Genomic DNA, 19644 nt, shown 5'->3' with positions numbered 1-19644 from the left:
CCGCGCCACGGAGGCCGGACACTTCGTCCGATTACCTGACGCGGAGCCGGCGGTGTCACAGCTGCCACGGCCATGTCCAGGCGCCCCGCCAGTAGCTCGGGCGCCCAGCCAATAGGTCCCGCGCACCGCCGATATCTCCGGGCACCCCGTCAATGACGGCGCCTCAGTCGGACACGGAGCCTCAGTGTCTCAGCCGGACGCGGTGCCTCAGTCGGACACGATGCCCCGGGCAGCGAGGACTTCTTCCTTGAACAGGGTGCCCATCCCGCAGTCCTGGGCGCCGGATATCAGGCGCAGGTTCGGCAGCAGGTCGAGGTCGTCGAGCGATCCCACGTCGAACAGGCCGTCCTCGCCGTCCCAGACCGGGGAGCACTCGCAGTACACCTGGAGCCCGCCGTCGAGGACGAGGGTGTCCACCGTCGCGAGCAGTTCCTCGCTTATCTCCAGCGCCTCGAAGTGGGCGCGGGCCTCGTCGAGCACCGTGTACGCGAGATCGTTGTCGAACGCGTAGCGCTGCGGGTCGGTGATTCCCTTGGCCCGCAGGCACTCGTCGATGCTGAAGGCCGGGGTGAGCGTCTCGTCCCCGTACATGAGTTGCTCGATGACCAGGAGCTTGAAGTTGAAGTCGCGGAAGGCAGGCATGGCGAGACCTTACACAGGCCTCCGGAGCGCGGCGGCCCGCTGTCAGTGCCGCCTGCCAGACTCGTACACATGACCAGCAGCACCGGAACTCCCGTTCCGCTCCCGGCCAATCACCGCATCTCCGAGACGTACGTCGACTGGGCACGCGCCCGCGTTCCGGGCGCCGAGGCCGACGCGCGTGACGCGCTGGAGCGGGCGGGCCGCGGCCGGCACCGGGCCTGGGAGAAGCCCGGACGGTTCATGGACGAGACGGAGCGCCTGGCCCGGGGCCTGCCGGTCGCCCATCTGCCGTGGTTCTGGGACACCGTCGGGCACTGGATGCTGGAGACGCACCGCCGCTCCGCCGCCCGCGCGTACGGGAACGCGCGTACCGCGGAACGCGCCCACGGGCTGCCCGTCGACCCCGACTGGCGGTCGGCGAACCTCCGGCTGTTCGCCCGGTTCGGCGCCCTGCCCGCCACCGAACTCAGTGGCGCCCCCGCCTGGCTGACCGAGGTTCACGGGCCGGCCGACGCGCACCGCGAGTTCACGCGGCTGCTGACCACCTGGGCGGCGTCCCCCGGCGAGCTGCCCGCCGATCTGGCCCGCCGGGTCAGGGACTCCGCGCGCGCGGCCGGGCTCGGCACCGACGAGGAGGCGCGGGTGCTGGGCGAGGTGCTCGCGTCCGCTCCCGGGAAGGCCGTGCCGGACCGGCTGTTCGACGCGGCGCTCGCCCCGCTCACCGCCCACCCGCCGGCCGACGACCGGGCCGCCGCCCTGCTCGACCTGTTCCCCGAGTCGAAGAACGACGCGGCCGCCTGGCTGCGGCTGCTCATCGGCTGCGGGGCCGCCGACGCCGCCGCGACCGGCCGGATCGCCCCCGAGGGCGGCCTCGGTGAGTGGCTGCGCCGGTACGCCACCCGTTACTCCCATCGCACCGTCGCCGGTGGCGGGGTGACCCGTCAGGCCATGCCGGTCGAGCTCTTCGAGCTGGTGGCCCGGTTCGCGCCGCTGCTGAAGGAGGACGGCACCCCGGTCCGGCTCCACGAGGACCGCTACCAGTGGCCGCATCTGGACGCTGATCTGCTCGACGTCTGCCTCGCCGAGGGCATCCCCGTCCACGACCCCGGAGCCACCGTGTCCCTGGAGTTCTGGGAGAAGGAGGTGCGGCGCGACCTCACGGCCCTGGCCGCCGACCCCGTGTTCGGATCCCGGCTGGAAGGCACGGTGCACGCCGGGCTCCGCTCCCGGGGCGGCACGGCCATCAGCCGCCTTCCGCACAATCCGGGAATCGCCGCCGAGGTGCACGGCCGGATCGAGAAGCTGCTCGACAGCCTGCGCGGCGGCGGGCTCGCGGCGGCCGACGAGGCGGTGGACGAGCTCCACGACCTCCTCGACCGGCCCACCGCCATCGCCCTGGACGGCATCGAGGAGGCGCTCGGCGCACTGGACCTCACCGGCCCGCTGGCCCGCGCCCTGCGAGCCGGGCTGCCCGAGGAGCTGGGCTGGCCCGCCATGGAGGAGGCCCTTGCCGAATTCCGGCCGGACGAGACGGTGTACGTCACCAGCACCTGGCCGGTGCTCACCCTGTACGGGGAGAGCCGCGCGTTCGCCGTCGACCACGCGGGGCGGCGCGGCGAGCACACCCTGGAGCTGCCGGAAGGCGCCCTGCACCCCACGGTGCACTGGGTCGGCGGCCAGTTCCTCGTCGCCTGGTCCGGCGCGGGCACGGGCGAGAGCAACATGCCCGGCACGGCGGCGTACTGGTCGGGCAGCCCCGCCGACGTCTTCATGCCGGAGGAGTCCTACGGGCTGCGCCCCTACGGCGGCAGCATCCGGGGCGGCCTCGGCTATCAGTTCCAGACCCCGGACGGCGGCGGCCGGTTCGACGGCGAGAAGATCCTGCGGCCCGGGGGCACCGGAGGGATCGGCCACCGCGACTACCAGATGTACGACGGGCAGTACCTCTGGAGCACCACGGTGTTCAGCGAGGACCGCGGCGGCGGGTGGTCCCGGGTGGACCCCGCCACCGGCGCACCCACCGCCGACCGCCCCCTGCCCGGCTTCCACACCCCCGACTCGCGTCCGGACGGCACCAAGCCCTTCCCCGACCACCGGATCCTCGCCGAACTTCCGCCCGGCGCCCCGCCGTCCCCGCTCGGCCAGGACGGCCGGCTCACCGGCTGCCGGGTCGACTACCGCACCCCGTACGCCGGCCCCTCGCCCCGCGAGTTCGAGCTGGAGTCCGTCGACGGGCGCACCGCGTCCTACCGCACCACCACCTGGGGCCGCCGCCCATGGGGCATCCTCGGCCTCCCGTCCGGCGGTGAGGACACCGTCGTCGTCGGCAGCACCACGGTCCGCTGCCACGCCGCCGCGGACAACTCGCTGCTCTGGCAGGTCCGGGGCTTCCCCGGCAGTCACCGCACCGGGCCGGTCCGGACCACCCTCGGTGAGCAGGCCGGGCCCGTGCCGCCGCCCGCGTTCTGGCACTTTCTCACCCCGCGCGACGAGCCCTCCTCCGGCGTGCTCCGCGCGGTCACCGACGAGGCCGTGCGCGAGCTGCTGTCGTCCGGCGCCGAGGACGCGCTGCCCGGGGTGACCGATCCCCGGATCCGGCAGGGCCTCGCCCGCGCGGCCCGGCTCGCCGCCGATGTGCTGCGCCGCCGCCGCGAGCTCTCGCACCGGGTGGCCGTCATGCGCGCCGGACCGGTCGTCGAGCTGCCCGACCCGGAGCCCGACACCCGGCTCGTCCCGGCCCTGCACGGCCTGCTGCCCCAGCTGCGGGGGTACGAGGAGCGTCCGCCGCAGCCGCAGCCCGCCGTCCTCACCGCAGTCGCCGCCGACGGCCGGTATCTGCGCGGTGAGATCGACGACGAGGTACGGGTGCTGGCGCTGCCCGCCCCACCGTCCGAATGGGCGGTGCTGACCGGCCGGATCGACGCCGTGGCCTGGCGCGCCGCCGTCGCCGGCACCCCGGAGGAGCACCGGCGGGCGCTCACCGCGCTGCTCGGCGTGTGGAGCCGCCAGCCGTTCGCGGAGCCCGGCACCACCTGGCGCACCGGCCGCGCCCCGGAGCCCCGGGTCGCCGAGCTCCGCTCGTCCGGCGTCCCGGTGGCCTCCGGCCCGGTCCGCAGCGACCTCGTGCCCTTCCTCCAGCGGGCCGCCGACCCGGCGCCCGCCGATGCCGAGGAGTGCGAGACCCGCACCATCGAGGGCGACGACGCCACGAGACTGCCCAGGCTGTCGGCCCTGCTCGCCGAACTCGGCCCGCTGCCGGTGCCCGAGGAAGCCGTGGACCTGTTCCGGTGGCGTACGGGGGTGCCGCGCGCGATCGCCGCCCTGGTCCTCGACGGATTCGCCGGCAGCGACGACTACGCGGTCCACCTCAAGGTGTGCCGCGCCAAGCCGTACAAGGCCGACCGGGTCCTGATCCACCAGTACGACGTCGCTCGCATGGACCTCCGCCCCGAGGGCCGGCGCGCCGTGCTCGCCGCCGCCGTCCCCGCCGATCCGGCGGAGCTCTGGGCCCCCGGCGGGATGACCGCCGCGGCGGACCGGATGGCCACCGAATGGTGCGCCCGGCTCCCGGTCACCTCGTACGCCGACGACGGCAGCCATGCCGCCGCGCTGGCCAAGGACCACGGCCTGCCCGCGGCCTGGGCCACCGCCCTGCTCACCGGCCGCCTGGCGGAACCCCCGCAGGACGCCGACGGGATACGGGCCGCCGTCACCGCCCTCAGCTGGGCCTTCACCGAGCGACCGGTAGGCGACCCGGCCACGGAGGGTGCCCGCGCGCTGCTCGACCGGCTCATGGGCACCGGGGCCGGTGAGGTCACCGACCAGTTCACCGGCCGGCTCATGGACACCGGGAACAGCCGGCTCACCGGCCGGCTCGCCGCCCTGCGAGCATTGGCGGACCGCTCGGCGGCCACCCCGGTCCCGCCGGGCCAGTACGAGGCCAACCCGCTCTTCAGCGTCCCGGACCTGGTGGACGAAGTGGCGGCGGCCCTCGGCGTCGGCCGGGACGCGGCGGCCCTCCACCTCCAGCTGCACGCCCTGGACCGCCCGGCCGACCGCACCGTACGCCGCTGGAACACCTGGACCCTCGACCACCACCGCGCCGTCCGCAAGGAGCTCACCGCCGCGAAGGCCCCGCGCCCCGCACCCCTCCCCGCCCCGACGACCCCGCCCGCCTCCGTCCCGTCGCCCGCACACGAACGGTTCGCCCGTGCCTGGGCGGAAGCCGGGGCTCCTCCTCGGCGGTGAGGTACGGCATCAGCCGGTCCTGACGCTCAGGGTGCCGCTCGCCGGGCACGGTGCGCGCGGACCCGTCCGCGGCTGGCGCACGACGGGGAGGGGCACCACCGGCGACGGCCGGCGGGATCGGTGAACACACCACGGCAGTCGTCCTCGGGGCACACCTTGAGCCCGGCCCGGTCCGTGCCGGTCAGGTGGTCCGCGGCCTGCCGTGCGATGCGGACGAGGGCTTCGCCGACGGTGGTCGGCGAGCTGCGGCGCAGGCGGTCGCCGCCGGTGAGTTCCACCGGGTCGTCGGCGGCGAGGAAGTCGCCCAACTCCGCGACTGCTTCGTCCGGAGGGGTGCGGTCCTGGGTGGTGGCGAGGGCCAGGACACGCAGGCACTCCCGCAGCCGCCAGGTGCGTTCCAGGTCGGCGTGCGTGGGCCCGCGGTGCGGCGCCAGCTCGCTCACCCCGAGCCATTCCGCCAGCCGCTCCGCCGAGTCGAGGCGTTCGATCGGGTGGCTGCTGAAAGTGCGGCCGCGCGTGGCGAGCAGGTTGAGCCAGGTGGCGCCACAGTCGAAGCGGAAGCTGTGCGGGGAGTCGGCCATGCCCCGAGCGTAACGCCTCAGGCGTTACGTCTGTTAGCGTCGTAACGTCCTGCCCGTTACGCACTGACGAGGAGGCCGACCATGGCCGATTCCGGACCCGCCGGCCCCGAGCCCCTCTCCCAGCGGCTGACCGCTGCCGTTCTCGACCGGGAGGAGGGCTATCGGACGCTCGACACCCTCCAGGACCCCGCGACCCAGTCGCTCTTCCCCCGGTTGGAGGAGGTGGCTCCGGGCTTTCCCGACTGGCTGATCACCGTCCTCTTCGGCGGTACCTATCAGCGCCCCGGACTCTCTCCGCGCGACCGGCAGTTGGCGAACCTGGCGGCGCTCACCGCGCTCGGCGGCGTCGATCCGCAGCTGGCCGGGCAGGTCGTCACCTCGCTGCGGGTGGGCCTGACACCCGAGGAGGTGGTCGAAGTCTTCGTCCATCTGGCGCCGTACGTCGGCGTTCCCAAGGCGCTGGCCGGCCTGCGGGTCGCCGCCGCGGCGCTGGAGGACGCGGTCCCGCGCGAAGCGGACCGGAGCGACCTCCGGTGAGCGAAGGGACGGACCACATGACGGGGCAGGCGGTCAGGACCGTACTCGGCGACATCGCCCCCGGCGACCTGGGCGTCTGCGACGCCCACGACCACCTCTTCCTGCGAAGCCCGCGCCTCCCGGGCGAGGAGCTCGACGACGCCGCAGCGGCACGGTGGGAGCTGGACTCCTTCGCGCAGGCCGGGGGACAGGCCATGGTGCAGTGGACACCCTGGGGCATGGGGCGGCGGCTGTCCGCCCTTCCCGCGCTCTCCCGCGCCAGTGGTGTCCACCTGATCGCGGCGACCGGCCTGCACCAGGCGAAGCACTACGAAGGCGACCGGTTCCCGCACGGCGTCGACGAGTTGGCGGACCTCTTCACCCGGGAACTCACCCAGGGCCCGGTGAGAGCGGGCCTGATCAAGGTGGCCGGCGCCTTCCACCGCCTGGACGAGCACGCCCGCCGGACGATGGCCGCGGCGGCGGCCGCCCACCACGCCACCGGCGCACCGATCGGCGTCCACCTGGAGGGCGGCACCGCGGCCCTGGAAACCCTCCAACTCCTCTGCGCGGACCACGGCGTACCGGCCCACCGGGTGATCCTCGGCCACCTTCTCCGTTACCCCGATCCTGTTATCCACCTGCGCGTCGCCGAAGCCGGGGCGTACCTGGCGTTCGACGGGCCGTCCCGGGCCCATCACGCCGGTGACCACCGACTGGTGGAATGCGTGGCGGCACTCGCCGACGCCGGGCACGCCGACCGTGTGCTGGTCGGCGGCGACACCGTGGTGGCCTCGGCCCGCTCGTCGGCGGACGGGCCAGGGACGCGTCACCTCCTGGAAGGGGTCAAGCCCCGGATCGCCCAGGAAATCGGTAGCGACGTGGCCCACGCGATCTTCATCGAGAACCCCTCCCGGGCCTACGCGGCACGCTGGCGGACCCCCGTGCGAGCGGCGCCGTAGACGTTGCCCTCGGGGTCCTGGCCGCCGGCGCGCGAACGGGGCCCCGGGCCCGGCGGGTGTCGGATCTCCCCGGCGGTGAGGCCCGGCTCTAGTCGGCGGGTTCGGCGAAGTGGTCGAACTCGCCGGCCATGACGCCCTTGGTGAAGGCCACCCATTTCGTCCGGGTGGTCGTGACGATGTTGGTGGGGTCGCCGGTCTCGCGGAGGTGGACGAGTCCGTCCGGACCGAAGGCGATCTCGATCCAGGGGCCTGGGCCCTCCTCGCCCTCGGGGGCGGCGCGGACCCAGGTGAGGTCGGTGGGGACGCCGGGGACGTCAGTCATGGGCGCGGTCCTCCTTGATCGTGCGTACGAGGGCGGCCCAGGCGGCGGGGGTGGTGCGGAGTATCGCGCCGGTGGGGTCGCCGGATTCGGTGAGGCCGACCGTGTCGGAGGAGAGGGCGGTCACGTGTATGCAGGAGTTGCCCTGGGCGCAGTAGGACGACTTCTGCCATGCGGGAGCGGACATCTCGGGTTCCTTCACAGGTCACGGACGATGTTGTGGATGAAGTCCCTGGAACCGTCGTGGTCCAGTGCGGTGGTCTCCATGCGGCCGAGCAGCACGCGGTACTTCTCCAGTTGGGCCTCGGTGTCGAGGAAGACAGGCCCGTGGGACTGGTCCAGATTGACGGTGTCGAGCTGTGGTACCGGACCTTGGAAGTAGTAGATCGACTGGCCGGACCCGGCGAAGGTCCCTGCGGAGAACGGGATCACCTGGAGAGTGATGTGCTCACGTTCGCCCATGTCGAGGAGGTGCTGAAGCTGTTTACGGGTCACCTCCGGGCCGCCGAACTGCATACGGAGCGCAGCCTCGTGGATGACGGCCTGGTGCGGTGTCGGAGAGTCCCGGAACAGTACGGCCTGCCGCTTGATGCGGAACGAGATGCGGTGCTCGATATCGGGAGGTGACAGTTCCGGCACGTCCTGGCGGAACACCTCGCGCGCGTACTCCGCGGTCTGGAAGAGACCCGGGATGTGAACGGTCACGGCCGTCCGCAGCCGACGGGCGTGGTGTTCGATCTCCGCCAGATCGATGAGCGACTGGGGAAGGATCCCCCGGTACTCCTCCCACCAACCGCGCGTGCGGTCGGAGGTCATGTACCCGAGCGCCGCGACGATGTCCGCGTCGGCGCATTCGTAGTGGCAGGCCAGAGCATGCACGCGCTCGGGGCTCACGCCGATGCGCCCTGCCTCCATGTTGCTGATCTGGTTCTGCTTGACGCCGAGAAGTTGACCGGCCTGGGTGGCGGTGAGACCTGCGCGCTCCCGGAGCTTGCGCAGTTCGGAGCCAAAACGGAGTTGGCGACCCGTCGGGTTGCTTCTCACAGGCTTCCTCGCCTCCTTGAGCGGCTGGTCACCCACAAGGGTGTCAGTTTATGGATTCGCCGAGATTCGGTTAACACGTTAACCGTGAATCGCTACCTTGGGTCTCAGGCCACCCGCCCGGAAGTACCCCGCTCGACGGAGCGGCCTCGTCACCGGGCAACCGGAAATCCGCGATCCAACTTCCTCCCGTGAACGGAGACTTCCATGGTCGGTCCCACGGTATCCCCGCCCTGGACATACACCCTCCAACTCCCGCAGGATCCCCGCGCCCCCGGCGTCGCCCGTGCCACCCTGCGCAATGTCCTGCGCGTGCACGGCATGCCCGAACTCACCGAGACCGCCGAGCTGTTGGCCAGTGAGCTGGTCACCAACGCCTACCTGTACTCCTCCGGCCCGTACTCCCTGCGCCTGCGCGACGCCGGGCGCAGCCGCATCCGGCTGAGCGTCCGGGACGGTGATCCGCACATCCCCGCCCCGTTTCGGTGGGGCAGCCCCCAGGCGGTGGAGGAGCTGGCCGAACGCGGGCGCGGGCTGTACCTCGTCACGCTCTACGCGGAGTGCTGGGGCGCGTACCCCATGCGCGGCGGGCTGCCGGGGCAGGGCGGGAAGCTGCTCTGGGTGGAGTGCGCGGCGAAGCCGTAGGGGGAGGGCGACCGGAAGGGGTAGGGGGAAGGCGACCGGAAGGGGTGCGTGAAATGATCCCGGACCGTTTGTCATGGCAGGGAGGCGGGGAAAGTTGTTCCGCAGAGCAATGAGCGGGATCGCCGCTTTCGCGGCGATATTGGGTGTGGCGCTGGTGTTCGCGCCCGCCGCATCCGCCGCGGACACCGAGGCGATCGCCAAGTCCGCCGGCCAGAAGTGGGTCCTGAAGTCGGAGGCCACCGGCAAATACGTCTCCACCGAGATCAAGGACGGCGACAACCAGTGGGCCAAGCTGCGCGCACGCAGCGACACGATCGGTGCCTGGGAGCGGTTCACGCTGCACACCGATGACGAGGGCAAGACCGTCAGTCTGAGGTTCGAGGCCAGCGGGTACTTCGCCAGCACCGAGATCGAGGACGGCGGCACCCACGACGGAATGCTGCGGGCCCGTGGCGCGAACATCGGCGGCTGGGAGCGTTTCTCCCTCGAATTGCTGGGGGACGGGCAGTACGCGCTGAAGGGGCAGAGCGAGGGCCTCTACGTCTCCGCGGAGAAGAACGCCACCGGGAACGACTACGGGCTCCTGCGGGCCCGCGCCGGTGCGGTGGGTTCGTGGGAGCGGTTCTCGCTGGTGAAGGCCGGTGCGGCCGGGATCCCGGAGGGCACCGACGATGCCAGAAGCGCGGTGCCGCCGCTCGCCGGGCCGGCCGCCGCGACCACGGCGCGGGTCATGTCCTGGAACGTCTGCGGGAACATCAACACGGTGAGTCCGTGCAACGGCGGGAGGCCGATCGGCAAGGACGCCCTCACCGCGGGTCTCAAGGAACGCCTGGCCAAGGCCGCGTCCTACCCGGACGTGATCTTCCTCCAGGAGATCTGCGAGAAGCACGCCAAGCCGGTCGAGCTGGCGCTGGAGGAGGGCCCGTACCAGTGGGACGTGCGCTTCGCGCCGATCAACTACGACGTTGGCGCCACCGGCCTGAAGGCGCAGAAGGAGTGCATGGACGCCGACGGGTACGACCGGGGGGCGTACGGCGTCGCCATCGCGGTGCCCGACGAGAACGCCTGGTACCAGGCGTACGACCTGCCGTCCCCGGCCACGTACGTGAACAAGGACGGGGTGACCCGCAAGGCGGAGCAGCGTACGGCGGTGTGCGCCACCGTTCCTTCCCAGGCGGCCATGTACTGCGCCGCGCACTTCAGTACCGGCGGCAAGGGATGGGACGACCCGGAGCGCACCTGGCAGAAGAAGCAGGCGGCGACGCTCATGGAGAAGGCCGATCAGCGCGGCTACCGGCCGGTCTTCGGGGGTGACCTGAACGTGAGCCCGCCGGCCCGGAACCTCGACGTGCTGACGACGATGTACGACCGGTACCAGGAGTGCGCGGAGAAGGGCGGTGTGTACGACGGTCCCGACACCAAGGACGGCGAGAAGATCGACTACATCTTCAGCCCCTACTCGTTCAGCGCGTGCTCGGTGACGGCGTACGTCGGGCTGTCCGATCACTTCTCGATCCACGGCTCTGTGCCGCTGCCCGCCAGGTGACCGGAGCTTGACGGATCTGCGCGGCCTCGCCCGCCCGCTCCTGGAGCGAGCGAGCGGGCGGGCGGGCGGGCGAGCGAGCGGGTGAGGCCGCCGGAGGGCGTCAGGGCTGGATGCCGTCGTACTGGAGGACGCGGTAGGGCGTCTTTCCGTGGTTCACGGATTGCCACTGCGAGGCGATCAGGGTCAGGGACGTCGCGCTCGCGCTGCCCGGGTGGATGTATCCGCCGTACAGGAACGGGAGTTGGGGCTTGCCCCAGTGGTGGGGCGGGAGGCCGTCGCCGACGATCTGCGGCTTGGGGGCGGTCCATACGGCGTCGGGGCGGGGCGCGGTGCGGGTGCAGATCGAGTAGTCGTCCACGTCGAAGTAGCTCATGCAGTACGTGTTGCCGATCCGCTTCACGGAGAACTCCCCGATCTTGTTGCCGGACAGCACGACCGACGGGCCGGCCGCCGTGGTCCACTGCCAACGGCCGTCCAGGAAGGCCCAGTTCTCCTGGGCGCCGAAGTTGCCCGCGCGGAACTCCTCCGGCCGGATGCGGAACAGCTGGATCGCTCCGCCGTCGGCGGTGTTCGCATGGGTGCCGTTCCAGCGCTTGGAGAAGATGTACAGCCAGCCGTCGGGGTCGATGCCCGCGAACGACCACATCCCGTACATGGACTGGTTCGAGCCCTGGGTGTCGCCGGCCCAGTGGTAGGGGTAGTCCTGCCAGGTCACGCCGTAGTCGTCCGAGTACGCGACGCCCGACATCAGCGATCCGTCGTAACCGGCCGGGATGTTCTCCCACAGGGCCACGGACGTGTACTGGATGTAGGTGCGGCCGCCGAACTCGATGCAGTCGTTGGGGATGCGGGAGATCTCGAAGCCGTGCCCGTTGTCCGCCCAGTGCGCGTAGTCGAAGCACTGGTTGGCGGCGCCGCCGGTCGGCATCGCCCAGGAGAACGAGATCGGGGACGCGCCCGAGGCGTCGAAGTTCGCCTGGTTCAGGATCACCGGGGAGCCCAGGTAGGGGTCGGCCTGGGCGATCCCGCCGAACGCGTCGCCGAACACATAGCCCCAGGTGTTGTCGTGCTCCCGGTAGTACGGGATCGCCAGGTCCCCGGAGCCGAGCCCCTGCGCGCTCGCCGAGTCGCCGGGCTGCTCGCACAGCGGGGTGCCGGTCTGGAGCAGTCGCGCGGACGGGCGGCCGGGGGCCGTCCGGGCGGACCGGTCGTCGGCGGCCGCCACGCCCGGGGCGGCCCCCAGCAGGCCGGCGCCGAGGGCGAATCCCATGCCTGCCTTGAGCGCCGACCGGCGGGTGGCGGCTCGATGCTCCGGCTGCGAGGGGGTGGGCATGTTCGGTCCTCCGTGGGTCTGGGGTGAGGGTGAGGGTGAGGGGTGCGGGGTGCGCGGGGCCGGGGGCCGGCCGCCGTCCGTGTCAGGCCTTGCGGAGGCGCCCGATGATGCCGTCGAGGTCGCGGAGGAACAGCGGTACACGGAACTCGTGGCTGCCGGGTTCCTCATGCGCCTCGTACGGGATGCCGGCCCCGTCGAGGAGGCCGCGGAACTCCCGCTGGCCCTGGAGCACGTTGTCCTCGCTGATCTGGCTGAACCAGGGCACGGGCCGGCCACCGGTTCCGGCGACCAGGAAGATCCGCTTGTTGCGGTAGCTCCCGATGCGCTCGACCGGGTTGTCGGCGCTGACCCGGGCCTCGTCCCACAGCGGAGCGCCGTAGACCGTGCCGCCCGCCAGATCCGCGGCGGCGGAGGACACATTGGCCCAGTGCACGACCGCGCCGAGGTTGCGGCGCAGGCTGGCCGGGCCGGAGTGGGCGCTGACCGAGGCGAAGTGGCCGTAGTACTTCGCGGCGTACTTCAGCGCGCCGAAGCCGCCCATCGAGAACCCGGCGACGGCGCGGCCGTCGTACTCGGCGTACGTACGGAAGTTCGCGTCGATCCACGGGAGCAGCTGGGCGATGTGGAAGGTCTCCCAGTTCCGGGCGCCCGTGTTGGAGCCGACCGGGTTGGAGTACCAGCCGGCGTGGCCGCCGTCGGGCATCACGACGATGATCGGCTTCCCGGCGGTCCAGTCGCGGACACCCGCGCGGTCGAACTCGATGAAGTCCGAGGTGAGACCGCCGCCGTGGAAGAGGTAGAGCACGGGGTAGGTGCGACCGCTCGTGGCGTAGTCGTCGGGGAGCAGGACGTTGACGCCGGGGTTCCAGCCGATCGCGTCGGTCCGGAAGCGGTAGTACTTCAGGCGGCGGTCGCTCTCGTCGTGGTCCACGATGCGCAGCCCGAAGCCGTCACCGGCCGCGCTCGCCGCCGTGGCCGTCGCGAGGACGCCCCCGGCACCGAGCGTCAGCGCGGCGGAGAGACCGCCCGCGGTCCTCAGGACGTTCCGGCGGGTGGGGTGGTGCTGGCTCAATGCGGTCTCCTAGGGTCTTTCGTTTGGATCAGGTCGGATCAGGGAGCGGGGTCCGGTGTTGTGCATCGCAAGGCGGAGAAGGGAGTCGACGCGGAGCGTCGGCGACCGACGACAACGCGGCGAGGTGCGGCACCGGGGCACGCGAGCCCGGCATGATCCAAACGAGAGGCCCTAGTTCTGGGTGATCCAGGTGCCCTTTTCGGCGGTCCAGTGGATGGTGGCCTTCTGGAATTTCTGTGCTTTGCCGCCGCCTGCTTCGTCGGTTTCGTCGGTGAGGGGGTAGCCGAGTGTGTTTTCGTGTCCGGCTGCGTGGAAGGCGTCGTAGATGGCGCCGTGGACGGTGTGTGCGCCGGTCTGGGGTGACCAGAGGAAGAGTCCTCGTTCGAAGAACTGGTAGCGGCCCTTGGTGCCGTCGGGTGCCTGTGCGGCGTCGGCTTCGTCGGTGGTGGGGAAGCCCCAGCGGCGTTCGGCGTCGGTGTCCCAGAACTTCGTCAGGATGTCCCCGTAGATGGCGTGGGCCTCGTCCGGGTGCCAGATGACGATCCCGTTCTGGAACTGCTGGAAGCGCCCGCCGAGCGAGGAGTCGCGTTCACCCGTGATCGGCCGGCCCAGCGGGCCGCCGGGGCCGCCCGTGCTGTCGTACTTCGCCGCGATGGTGCCGTACGGGACCAGGTCGTCCAGGTTGTTGTAGCGGCGGGGCGTGAAACCCCTGAGCCCGTCGCTCCACACCCGCTCCTCGGCGACGTGCCCGAAGTCGTACTCCTCGCGCACCACCGGCTGGGTGTGGGCGGGATCGGCCCAGCGGAGGAACAGCGCCACGTGGTCCGTGCCGCCCGAGTCGCGCAGCAGGGCGTCACCCGGTTGCAGGTCGCCTGCGGGGATGTCGAAGGTGACGTCCCACAGGCCCCAGGTCGTCAGGGACGTACCGAGGTTCCAGGCCATCGACACATAGCCCGAGCAGTCCGGCCGGTAGCAGCCGAACTGGTTCTGGTGGCAGCCGCTCTGGCTGTACGGGACCTGCTCGGCGATCCACGACCACGCACGGTCCATCGTCTCGCCGCGCCCGATCGGCCCGCCCGGCTCCGAGGCGCTCGCGGCCGGTGCCGCGCCGAACATGACTGCGAGCGATGCCAGGGCCAGCGTCACCGCCCCGATCACCCGCCGAAGACTCAGCGGTGCGAGTGAGTTCATGACTGCCTCCCCCGTCAGTTCTGGGTGATCCAGGTGCCCTTTTCGGCGGTCCAGTGGATGGTGGCCTTCTGGAATTTCTGTGCTTTGCCGCCGCCTGCTTCGTCGGTTTCGTCGGTGAGGGGGTAGCCGAGTGTGTTTTCGTGTCCGGCTGCGTGGAAGGCGTCGTAGATGGCGCCGTGGACGGTGTGTGCGCCGGTCTGGGGTGACCAGAGGAAGAGTCCTCGTTCGAAGAACTGGTAGCGGCCCTTGGTGCCGTCGGGTGCCTGTGCGGCGTCGGCTTCGTCGGTGGTGGGGAAGCCCCAGCGGCGTTCGGCGTCGGTGTCCCAGAACTTCGTCAGGATGTCCCCGTAGATGGCGTGGGCCTCGTCCGGGTGCCAGATGACGATCCCGTTCTGGAAGAGCTGGAAGCGCCCGCCGAGCGAGGAGTCCTCCTCGGCACGGACCGGCCATCCGAGCGGCCCGTCGTGGCCGCCCAGCCCGGCGTACTTCGCACCGATCGTGCCGTACGGCTGGAACGCCTCGGCCATCAACTCCCGGGCGTAGCCCTCCGCCTGGGGGTAGCGCTCCGGGTACGCGGAGCGCTGGACGGCCTGGGCCAGCTCGCCCGCGGTGTCCCAGTCGGGCTCCATCTGCTGGGCCACCTCGAAGAACTTGTTGGCCGCGAAGTCGACGTCGAGGCACTGGGCGGGTTCGCACCAGCCCATCGACGGCCGCTGCTGGAAGACACCGAGCGAATCCCGGTCCCCGCACGCCAGGTTGTTCATCCGGGACTCGACCCAGCCCGTCTCGAAGCCGGCGAGCATCACCTTGTCGGACACGCCGCGGCGCTGCCCGACCTCGTACACCTTGCGGATCACCGCGATGTCCCGGTCCGCCGGAATGTCGCAGAACAGCGCGGCCGGGGCGGAGTTCCCGAGAGGGCCCGGCACGTCGGCCGCGCTCCGGGCGAGGGCCGGGCTGCCGAGGCCGGTCGCGGCCACCACGGCCAGCAGGACAGCTGATCTCCACATCGTGCGTCGTCGTTCGGTCGAGCCACGCATCCGACTGCTCCTTCGCTTCGGAATAGCCTTGCGGGAAAGGGGAGTTGGAGGGGGTGAAGGATGGGTCGTCGAGGGTGCGCCGGTGTCAGAACCAGCTCTGGTACGAGGTGTCGTTGCACGGCCAGGTGCGGAAGCCCAGGGAGCTGTCGTCGATGCACCGCAGGGTCGCCTGGTTCTGGAAGCGGACGGTGCCGTCGGACCAGACCTTGATCCACCCGCTCTGCTCCGGGGTGGAGCCGCACGTGCCGACGGTGCGGAACCCGTTGTCGCTGTCCTCGACGCAGCGTCCCGTGTTCACGTTGCGCAGCTGGCGCGTTCCGTCGTCCCAGACCTTCACGTCCCACAGCTGCGGGTTGCTCCCGTTGCAGCTCCACGTGCGGAACCCGTCGTCGGTGTCGTCCATGCAACGGCCCGTGGCCTGATTGCGGAAGCTCTGGGTGGCGTCGGCGGCCCGCGCGGGGGACGCGGAGCCGTTCCCGGCGGCCAGGGCCGTGCCCGTCGGCGCGGACAGGGAAGCGAGGACGAGGACCCCGCCGATCAGGAGCGAACGTGTGCCGCGCATGGGCTGTTTCCTCTTCCTTCCGGTGACTGTCGGGACCGCAAGCTAGCCGTCGGGCAGCCGGGTACGACATCCGGAACGATCCGGAGTGACACCCCGCGACGCGAACGCCGACACTCAACGGACAGGCACGGACGCGGGTATGGAGGTGGGTACGGAGGTGGGTGCGGGCGTGGGCACGGACGTGGACACGGGCTTGCCCGTGGGACGCGAGCAGTCGGGAACCCGGGGACGATCCGCCGTACGCACGGCCGGCAGCCAGGCGGAGGCGGCAGAGGCGGCGGAGCCTGCGGAGGAGGGCGCGGATGCGGCGGACGAGGTGGGGGAGCGGGCCGGCAGGCGGACCCGGTACCACTCGGTGGAGCTGGCGTCCGACTCGTCGATGATCGGGATGCCCCGGGGGAGGCGGCAGTCGACGGCGAGGACGTCGCCGTGCCACACCCGTACCGGTACAACGTTGTCGACGGTGTACGGCTTGAGGGGGTCGACCGCCAGGCCGAGACTGCACTGCGGGTTCCGGTCCGTACGCTCCCTGCACCCGTCGTCGGCGTTGAACACCCGCAGCCGGGCCGGTGGTTCGCCCTTCGCGCCCGATGCGGCGTCGCCGACGGTGTGCGCCCAGACCGTCGCGGCCACCGAACACACCGCGACGGTCACCAGAGCGGCGCGGGAGCTCCACCGCCGGCGTGCCGGACGGGGTGCCGTCGACCGCGCGGCGATGCGCGCGAGCAGGCTCTCGGCGCTGTGCGCGGCGCGCTCGGCGTGGGTCGGGGCCAGGCAGTCGGCGGCCAGGGCGCGCCAGAACGGCGGCAGCGCACTGTCGATCCGCAGCGGTGCGCGCCCGTCGGCGTACTCCTGTACCGCCGCGCCGCGCGCCACCGGGGTGGCGCCGGGGAACGGCGAGGCGCCGGACGCGAACACCTCGTGGACCATGATGCCCAGGGCCCAGATGTCGGCACTGGGCCGGACCTCCACGCCGTGCTCGCCCAGCGGGGCCTGCCAGCGCTCCGGCGGGAGGTAGTCCAGGGTGCCCATCGGCGGTGCATACCCGTGGGTGCCGTGGGTGCCGGTCAGTTCGGTGGCGAGCCCGAAGTCCGACAGCTTGAGCGCGCCGTCGGGCATCAGCAGGATGTTCTCCGGCTTCAGGTCGCCGTGCACCCAGCCGCTGCGATGCAGATGGGCCAGCCCTTCGCAGATCTCGGCGAACAGCCTGGCGACGTCCGCCCCCGGGACCGCCTGGACCTCCGGGACTCCCGCGCCCCTTGCGCCCCTCGCGCCCCCTGCGACCCCGGCATCGAACAGATCCCGCAGACTGCGCTCGGCCCGCTCCATCACCAGCACGATCGCACCGTCCAGGAACGCCTGGTCCGGATCGCTGATCACGACGGAGTCCAGCAGACGGATCAGCCTCGGATGGCCGGCCCGGCGGCCGAGTTCGACCTCTCGCCGGGCGGTCTCAGCGACCTTGCGGGCCTGGCGCGGTGCGAGCCCCGCGGTCGGCAGGAACTTGAGCGCGACCTCTACAGGTTCCGAGCCGGAGTCCGAGTTCGGGTCCGAGCCCGACTTCGGCCCTGTCCCCGTCCCCGCCCCTGCCTCCGCCCCCGCCCCCGGTTGCCGTGGTGGGCTGTCGGCCGGGCGGCCCGCGTACACCGTCGCCCAGCCGCCGGAGGCGATCGGCTCGGTGACCTCCCAGCTGCCGACCCGGTAGCCGCGCGGGAGCAGTTCCGTATGGTCGCCGCCTGCCTGTGGACCGTCGTCCCCGGCGGAACCCCGGCTCAACTGCCCGTCTCCCGCTCGTGGTTGCGTGTGGTGGCCCGGGGCGGCAGCAGCGCCAGATGTTCCTCCCGTACGAGTCCGAACCGCAGCGCGATCCCGACCAGGGCCTCCCGCTTCCCGTTGCGGCGCGCTCCTCCGGATCCCTGATCGGCCGGGGCGCTGATCCGCATCTTCTCCTCGGCGAGGTAGTCGATGTGCGAGCTGACCGCCCGCGCCCTCAACTGGCCGCACGCGGCGTGCCCCTTGAGCCGTTCGACGATCTGCGGCGTGGTCGGCACGGCGACCGGCGACTCGTCGCGCAGCCGGGGTTCGCAGAGCGCGACCAGGATCAGGAAGTAGAGGGCCGTCTCGTCCAGCGAGTACGCCATGACGGTGCGGCTGCCCCACCGGCCTGCCGTACCGGCGGGGTCCGGGCAGGGGTCCAGATAGACGTGATCGGGTGCGAACACCTGGAAGGAGACCGTGGTGTCGCGGCGGGTGGGCAGTACGACCCGGGAGAACTCGAAGGGGATGGGCGCGCCGGCCCGCCGGGGCGGAACCCGCAGGTACTCTCCCGCGCCCTCCGGGTTCTCCACCAGGTAGCTCTGGGTCGCGCTGTGGTTGCTGAGCTGCCAGTGGTCGTCCGTCACCCGGATCTCGCCGGCCAGCCGGGAGATGGCCTCGTCGTCGAGGCGCAGTTCGACCGGGGTCGTCGCGGAGCCCCGTCCGAAGCGTGCTGTCTGTCCCGGGCCGAGCCGTAACGTCACGGGGTCACCGGACGGTGCCCCTCCGATGTCGTCGCTCCGCCGCGGCAGATAGACCACGATCCCGCTCAGTGCACCCACCTCGCCCCCGTGCCGGTGAACTTCCACACCGGCCGAACGTTACCCATCCAGGGGGGCCGTTCCCGTCCGGATTCTGGTCGTTTTCTGTCTGCCGCCGGACCGCCGCCCGACCGCCGTCGGTCATCGGCCGTGGCGCGATGCCGCCTCGGGAACGAGAGGCGTCGCGGCCCGCGCCGGGCGTCCAGCTTCGGGTTCTCGCGCCGGGAAGAGAGGCCGAGCCGGACGGGCGAAGCGGTCGGTCCGGCGCCGGGGAAGAGGTGTTCGATATGGGGCGAGACTTTGCCCGCTTTGGCGAACTGGCTCGATTTGGTGCATCGGCTGCCGCGCTGTTTACGGAGCGTCCAACGCGTAGGGCCCGGATCGCATCGGATCCGGGCCTACGTGTCGGAGTGTGGTGGAAGGCGCGGGCGCCTCCCGCTGGGCTTGTCGTACGGCCCCGCTAAGGAGGTCAGTTGCCCGCCTGCTTCATCGAGTTCACCGCGTCGGCGACCGAGCCCTGGTACAGGCCCAGCTTCGGGCTGCCCACCTTGACGTCCGGGCCGAGATCGAAGTTCTGGGTGTCGGCGTTGGCCATGTGGTCGCCGTCGGCGAGCACGTTCATCTCGTTGATCCAGGTCACGCCGTTGCCACCGCTCGGGTTGAGGTCGATCACCGCGATGGCCGCCGTCTTGGGCTTGACCGGGTACGCGGGCGCGCCGCCCAGGCCGCCCGGAACCGCCGGCGTGATGTCCTTGCTATGGTCCGAGGCCTTCGAGGCACCCAGGCTGACCTGCGGGAAGTAGCTCAGACCGCAGGAGTTGGCACCGGTGTTGTTGACCTCGATCACCTGCTGGGTGGACGAGCCCTCACGCGGGTAGACGCGCACCGACAGGTCCGAGCTCTTGCACGGGTGCTTGTAGGCGTAGCTGTCGCTGGTGTTGCCGCCCGTCGCGCTGCTGCCGCCGGTCGACCCGGACTTCGAGGTGTCCGTCTTCGTGGCGCCGGTGTTCTGCGCGGTGCCACCGGTCTTCTTGGTGTCCGTGGTCGTCGCGTCGGTGGACGGCTGGGAGGAGCCGGCCGAGGTGCCGGCCGAGGCGGCGTTGTCCGCCGGGCCGGCGGACTTCGTGCCGGTGTCGTCCCCGCCGCAGGCGGTGAGCGACAGGGCGAGCACGGCGGTGACGGCGGCGAGAGCGGCGGCGTGCTTGCGGTTGCGGATCGTACGCATGGAATTCTCCCAGGATGAGCGTGAGACAAGGCCCGGATCCTGCGGCTAACCGCTCTCTCTGACCTCTTGACAACATAAGCATCCTGTGGGTCGCTCACGTTCCGCTGACGCCTCACTGACGTCCGGCTGACGTCCCCGAAGTGGC

18 protein-coding genes are annotated in these 19644 nt (G+C 71.6%); 5 read left to right on the top strand and 13 right to left on the bottom strand.

Annotation, left to right across the window (positions count from 1 at the left end):
* Positions 1-207 precede the first annotated feature (207 nt).
* Positions 208-642, bottom strand: coding sequence for a hypothetical protein (locus tag ABZ622_RS04375; RefSeq protein ID WP_360540166.1), 435 nt, complete (start codon positions 640-642; stop codon positions 208-210).
* 69 nt (positions 643-711) lie between these two features.
* Here ABZ622_RS04375 and ABZ622_RS04370 point away from each other — a divergent pair, with 69 nt between their 5' ends.
* Positions 712-4890, top strand: coding sequence for a hypothetical protein (locus ABZ622_RS04370; protein ID WP_360540164.1), 4179 nt, complete (start codon positions 712-714; stop codon positions 4888-4890).
* A gap of 26 nt (positions 4891-4916) precedes the next feature.
* Here the strand turns inward: ABZ622_RS04370 and ABZ622_RS04365 are convergent, their stop codons facing one another.
* Positions 4917-5471, bottom strand: coding sequence for a CGNR zinc finger domain-containing protein (locus ABZ622_RS04365; protein WP_360540162.1), 555 nt, complete (start codon positions 5469-5471; stop codon positions 4917-4919).
* A gap of 81 nt (positions 5472-5552) precedes the next feature.
* Between ABZ622_RS04365 and ABZ622_RS04360 the strand changes: the two genes are divergently transcribed.
* Together ABZ622_RS04360 and ABZ622_RS04355 are read left to right on the top strand one after the other, a co-directional pair.
* Positions 5553-6008: a carboxymuconolactone decarboxylase family protein gene (locus tag ABZ622_RS04360; protein WP_360540160.1), complete on the top strand. Its 456-nt coding sequence runs from the start codon at positions 5553-5555 to the stop codon at positions 6006-6008.
* A gap of 17 nt (positions 6009-6025) precedes the next feature.
* A complete protein-coding gene (locus tag ABZ622_RS04355; protein ID WP_360540291.1) occupies positions 6026-6949 on the top strand; it encodes a phosphotriesterase in 924 nt (307 codons plus the stop codon).
* A gap of 88 nt (positions 6950-7037) precedes the next feature.
* Here ABZ622_RS04355 and ABZ622_RS04350 read toward each other — a convergent pair whose 3' ends face one another.
* From ABZ622_RS04350 to ABZ622_RS04340, 3 genes are read right to left on the bottom strand one after another with little or no spacing between them, the layout of a single operon-like run.
* Positions 7038-7271 carry a DUF397 domain-containing protein gene (locus ABZ622_RS04350; protein WP_360540158.1) on the bottom strand — a complete coding sequence of 78 codons (234 nt, stop codon included), beginning with the start codon at positions 7269-7271 and terminating at the stop codon, positions 7038-7040.
* Positions 7264-7455, bottom strand: a complete 192-nt coding sequence (locus tag ABZ622_RS04345; protein WP_360540156.1) for a DUF397 domain-containing protein — start codon at positions 7453-7455, stop codon at positions 7264-7266. The genes ABZ622_RS04350 and ABZ622_RS04345 overlap by 8 nt, the downstream gene beginning before the upstream one ends.
* Positions 7456-7466: 11 nt before the next feature.
* A complete protein-coding gene (locus tag ABZ622_RS04340) occupies positions 7467-8312 on the bottom strand; it encodes a helix-turn-helix transcriptional regulator (RefSeq protein WP_360540154.1) in 846 nt (281 codons plus the stop codon).
* A 204-nt stretch (positions 8313-8516) separates the two neighbouring features.
* Between ABZ622_RS04340 and ABZ622_RS04335 the strand changes: the two genes are divergently transcribed.
* On the top strand, positions 8517-8954 hold the full coding sequence (locus ABZ622_RS04335; protein ID WP_360540152.1) for an ATP-binding protein: 438 nt from the start codon (positions 8517-8519) through the stop codon (positions 8952-8954).
* 94 nt (positions 8955-9048) lie between these two features.
* On the top strand, positions 9049-10500 hold the full coding sequence (locus tag ABZ622_RS04330; RefSeq protein ID WP_360540150.1) for an endonuclease/exonuclease/phosphatase family protein: 1452 nt from the start codon (positions 9049-9051) through the stop codon (positions 10498-10500).
* A 100-nt stretch (positions 10501-10600) separates the two neighbouring features.
* On the opposite strand, the gene ABZ622_RS04325 is transcribed toward ABZ622_RS04330, so the two are convergent.
* From ABZ622_RS04325 to ABZ622_RS04290, 8 genes are all read right to left on the bottom strand, one after another.
* Positions 10601-11833, bottom strand: coding sequence for a DUF4185 domain-containing protein (locus ABZ622_RS04325; protein ID WP_360540148.1), 1233 nt, complete (start codon positions 11831-11833; stop codon positions 10601-10603).
* Between the two features lie 82 nt (positions 11834-11915).
* A complete protein-coding gene (locus ABZ622_RS04320; protein WP_360540146.1) occupies positions 11916-12905 on the bottom strand; it encodes an esterase family protein in 990 nt (329 codons plus the stop codon).
* 171 nt (positions 12906-13076) lie between these two features.
* On the bottom strand, positions 13077-14021 hold the full coding sequence (locus ABZ622_RS04315) for a hypothetical protein (protein WP_360540289.1): 945 nt from the start codon (positions 14019-14021) through the stop codon (positions 13077-13079).
* An 89-nt stretch (positions 14022-14110) separates the two neighbouring features.
* Entirely contained in the window at positions 14111-15136 is a 1026-nt protein-coding gene (locus ABZ622_RS04310; protein ID WP_360540144.1) for a hypothetical protein, read from the bottom strand.
* 85 nt (positions 15137-15221) lie between these two features.
* The gene (locus tag ABZ622_RS04305) at positions 15222-15698 is read right to left on the bottom strand and encodes an RICIN domain-containing protein (protein ID WP_360540142.1); all 477 of its coding nucleotides are present in this window, start codon (positions 15696-15698) and stop codon (positions 15222-15224) included.
* A 114-nt stretch (positions 15699-15812) separates the two neighbouring features.
* Entirely contained in the window at positions 15813-17474 is a 1662-nt protein-coding gene (locus ABZ622_RS04300) for a serine/threonine-protein kinase (RefSeq protein ID WP_360540140.1), read from the bottom strand.
* Positions 17471-18286 (bottom strand): serine/threonine protein kinase, encoded by an 816-nt coding sequence (locus tag ABZ622_RS04295; protein ID WP_360540287.1) that lies wholly within the window; start codon positions 18284-18286, stop codon positions 17471-17473. Before ABZ622_RS04295 ends, ABZ622_RS04300 begins: the two co-directional genes overlap by 4 nt.
* Positions 18287-18743: 457 nt before the next feature.
* Positions 18744-19499: a DUF4232 domain-containing protein gene (locus ABZ622_RS04290; protein ID WP_360540138.1), complete on the bottom strand. Its 756-nt coding sequence runs from the start codon at positions 19497-19499 to the stop codon at positions 18744-18746.
* Positions 19500-19644: the final 145 nt, after the last annotated feature.

It is taken from the genome of Streptomyces sp. NPDC007164 (assembly GCF_040634135.1).
GTDB classification, from domain to species: Bacteria; Actinomycetota; Actinomycetes; order Streptomycetales; family Streptomycetaceae; genus Streptomyces; species Streptomyces sanglieri.
Note: the sequence above shows the minus strand (reverse complement) of the source record. Positions and strands in the feature narration are given on the sequence as shown.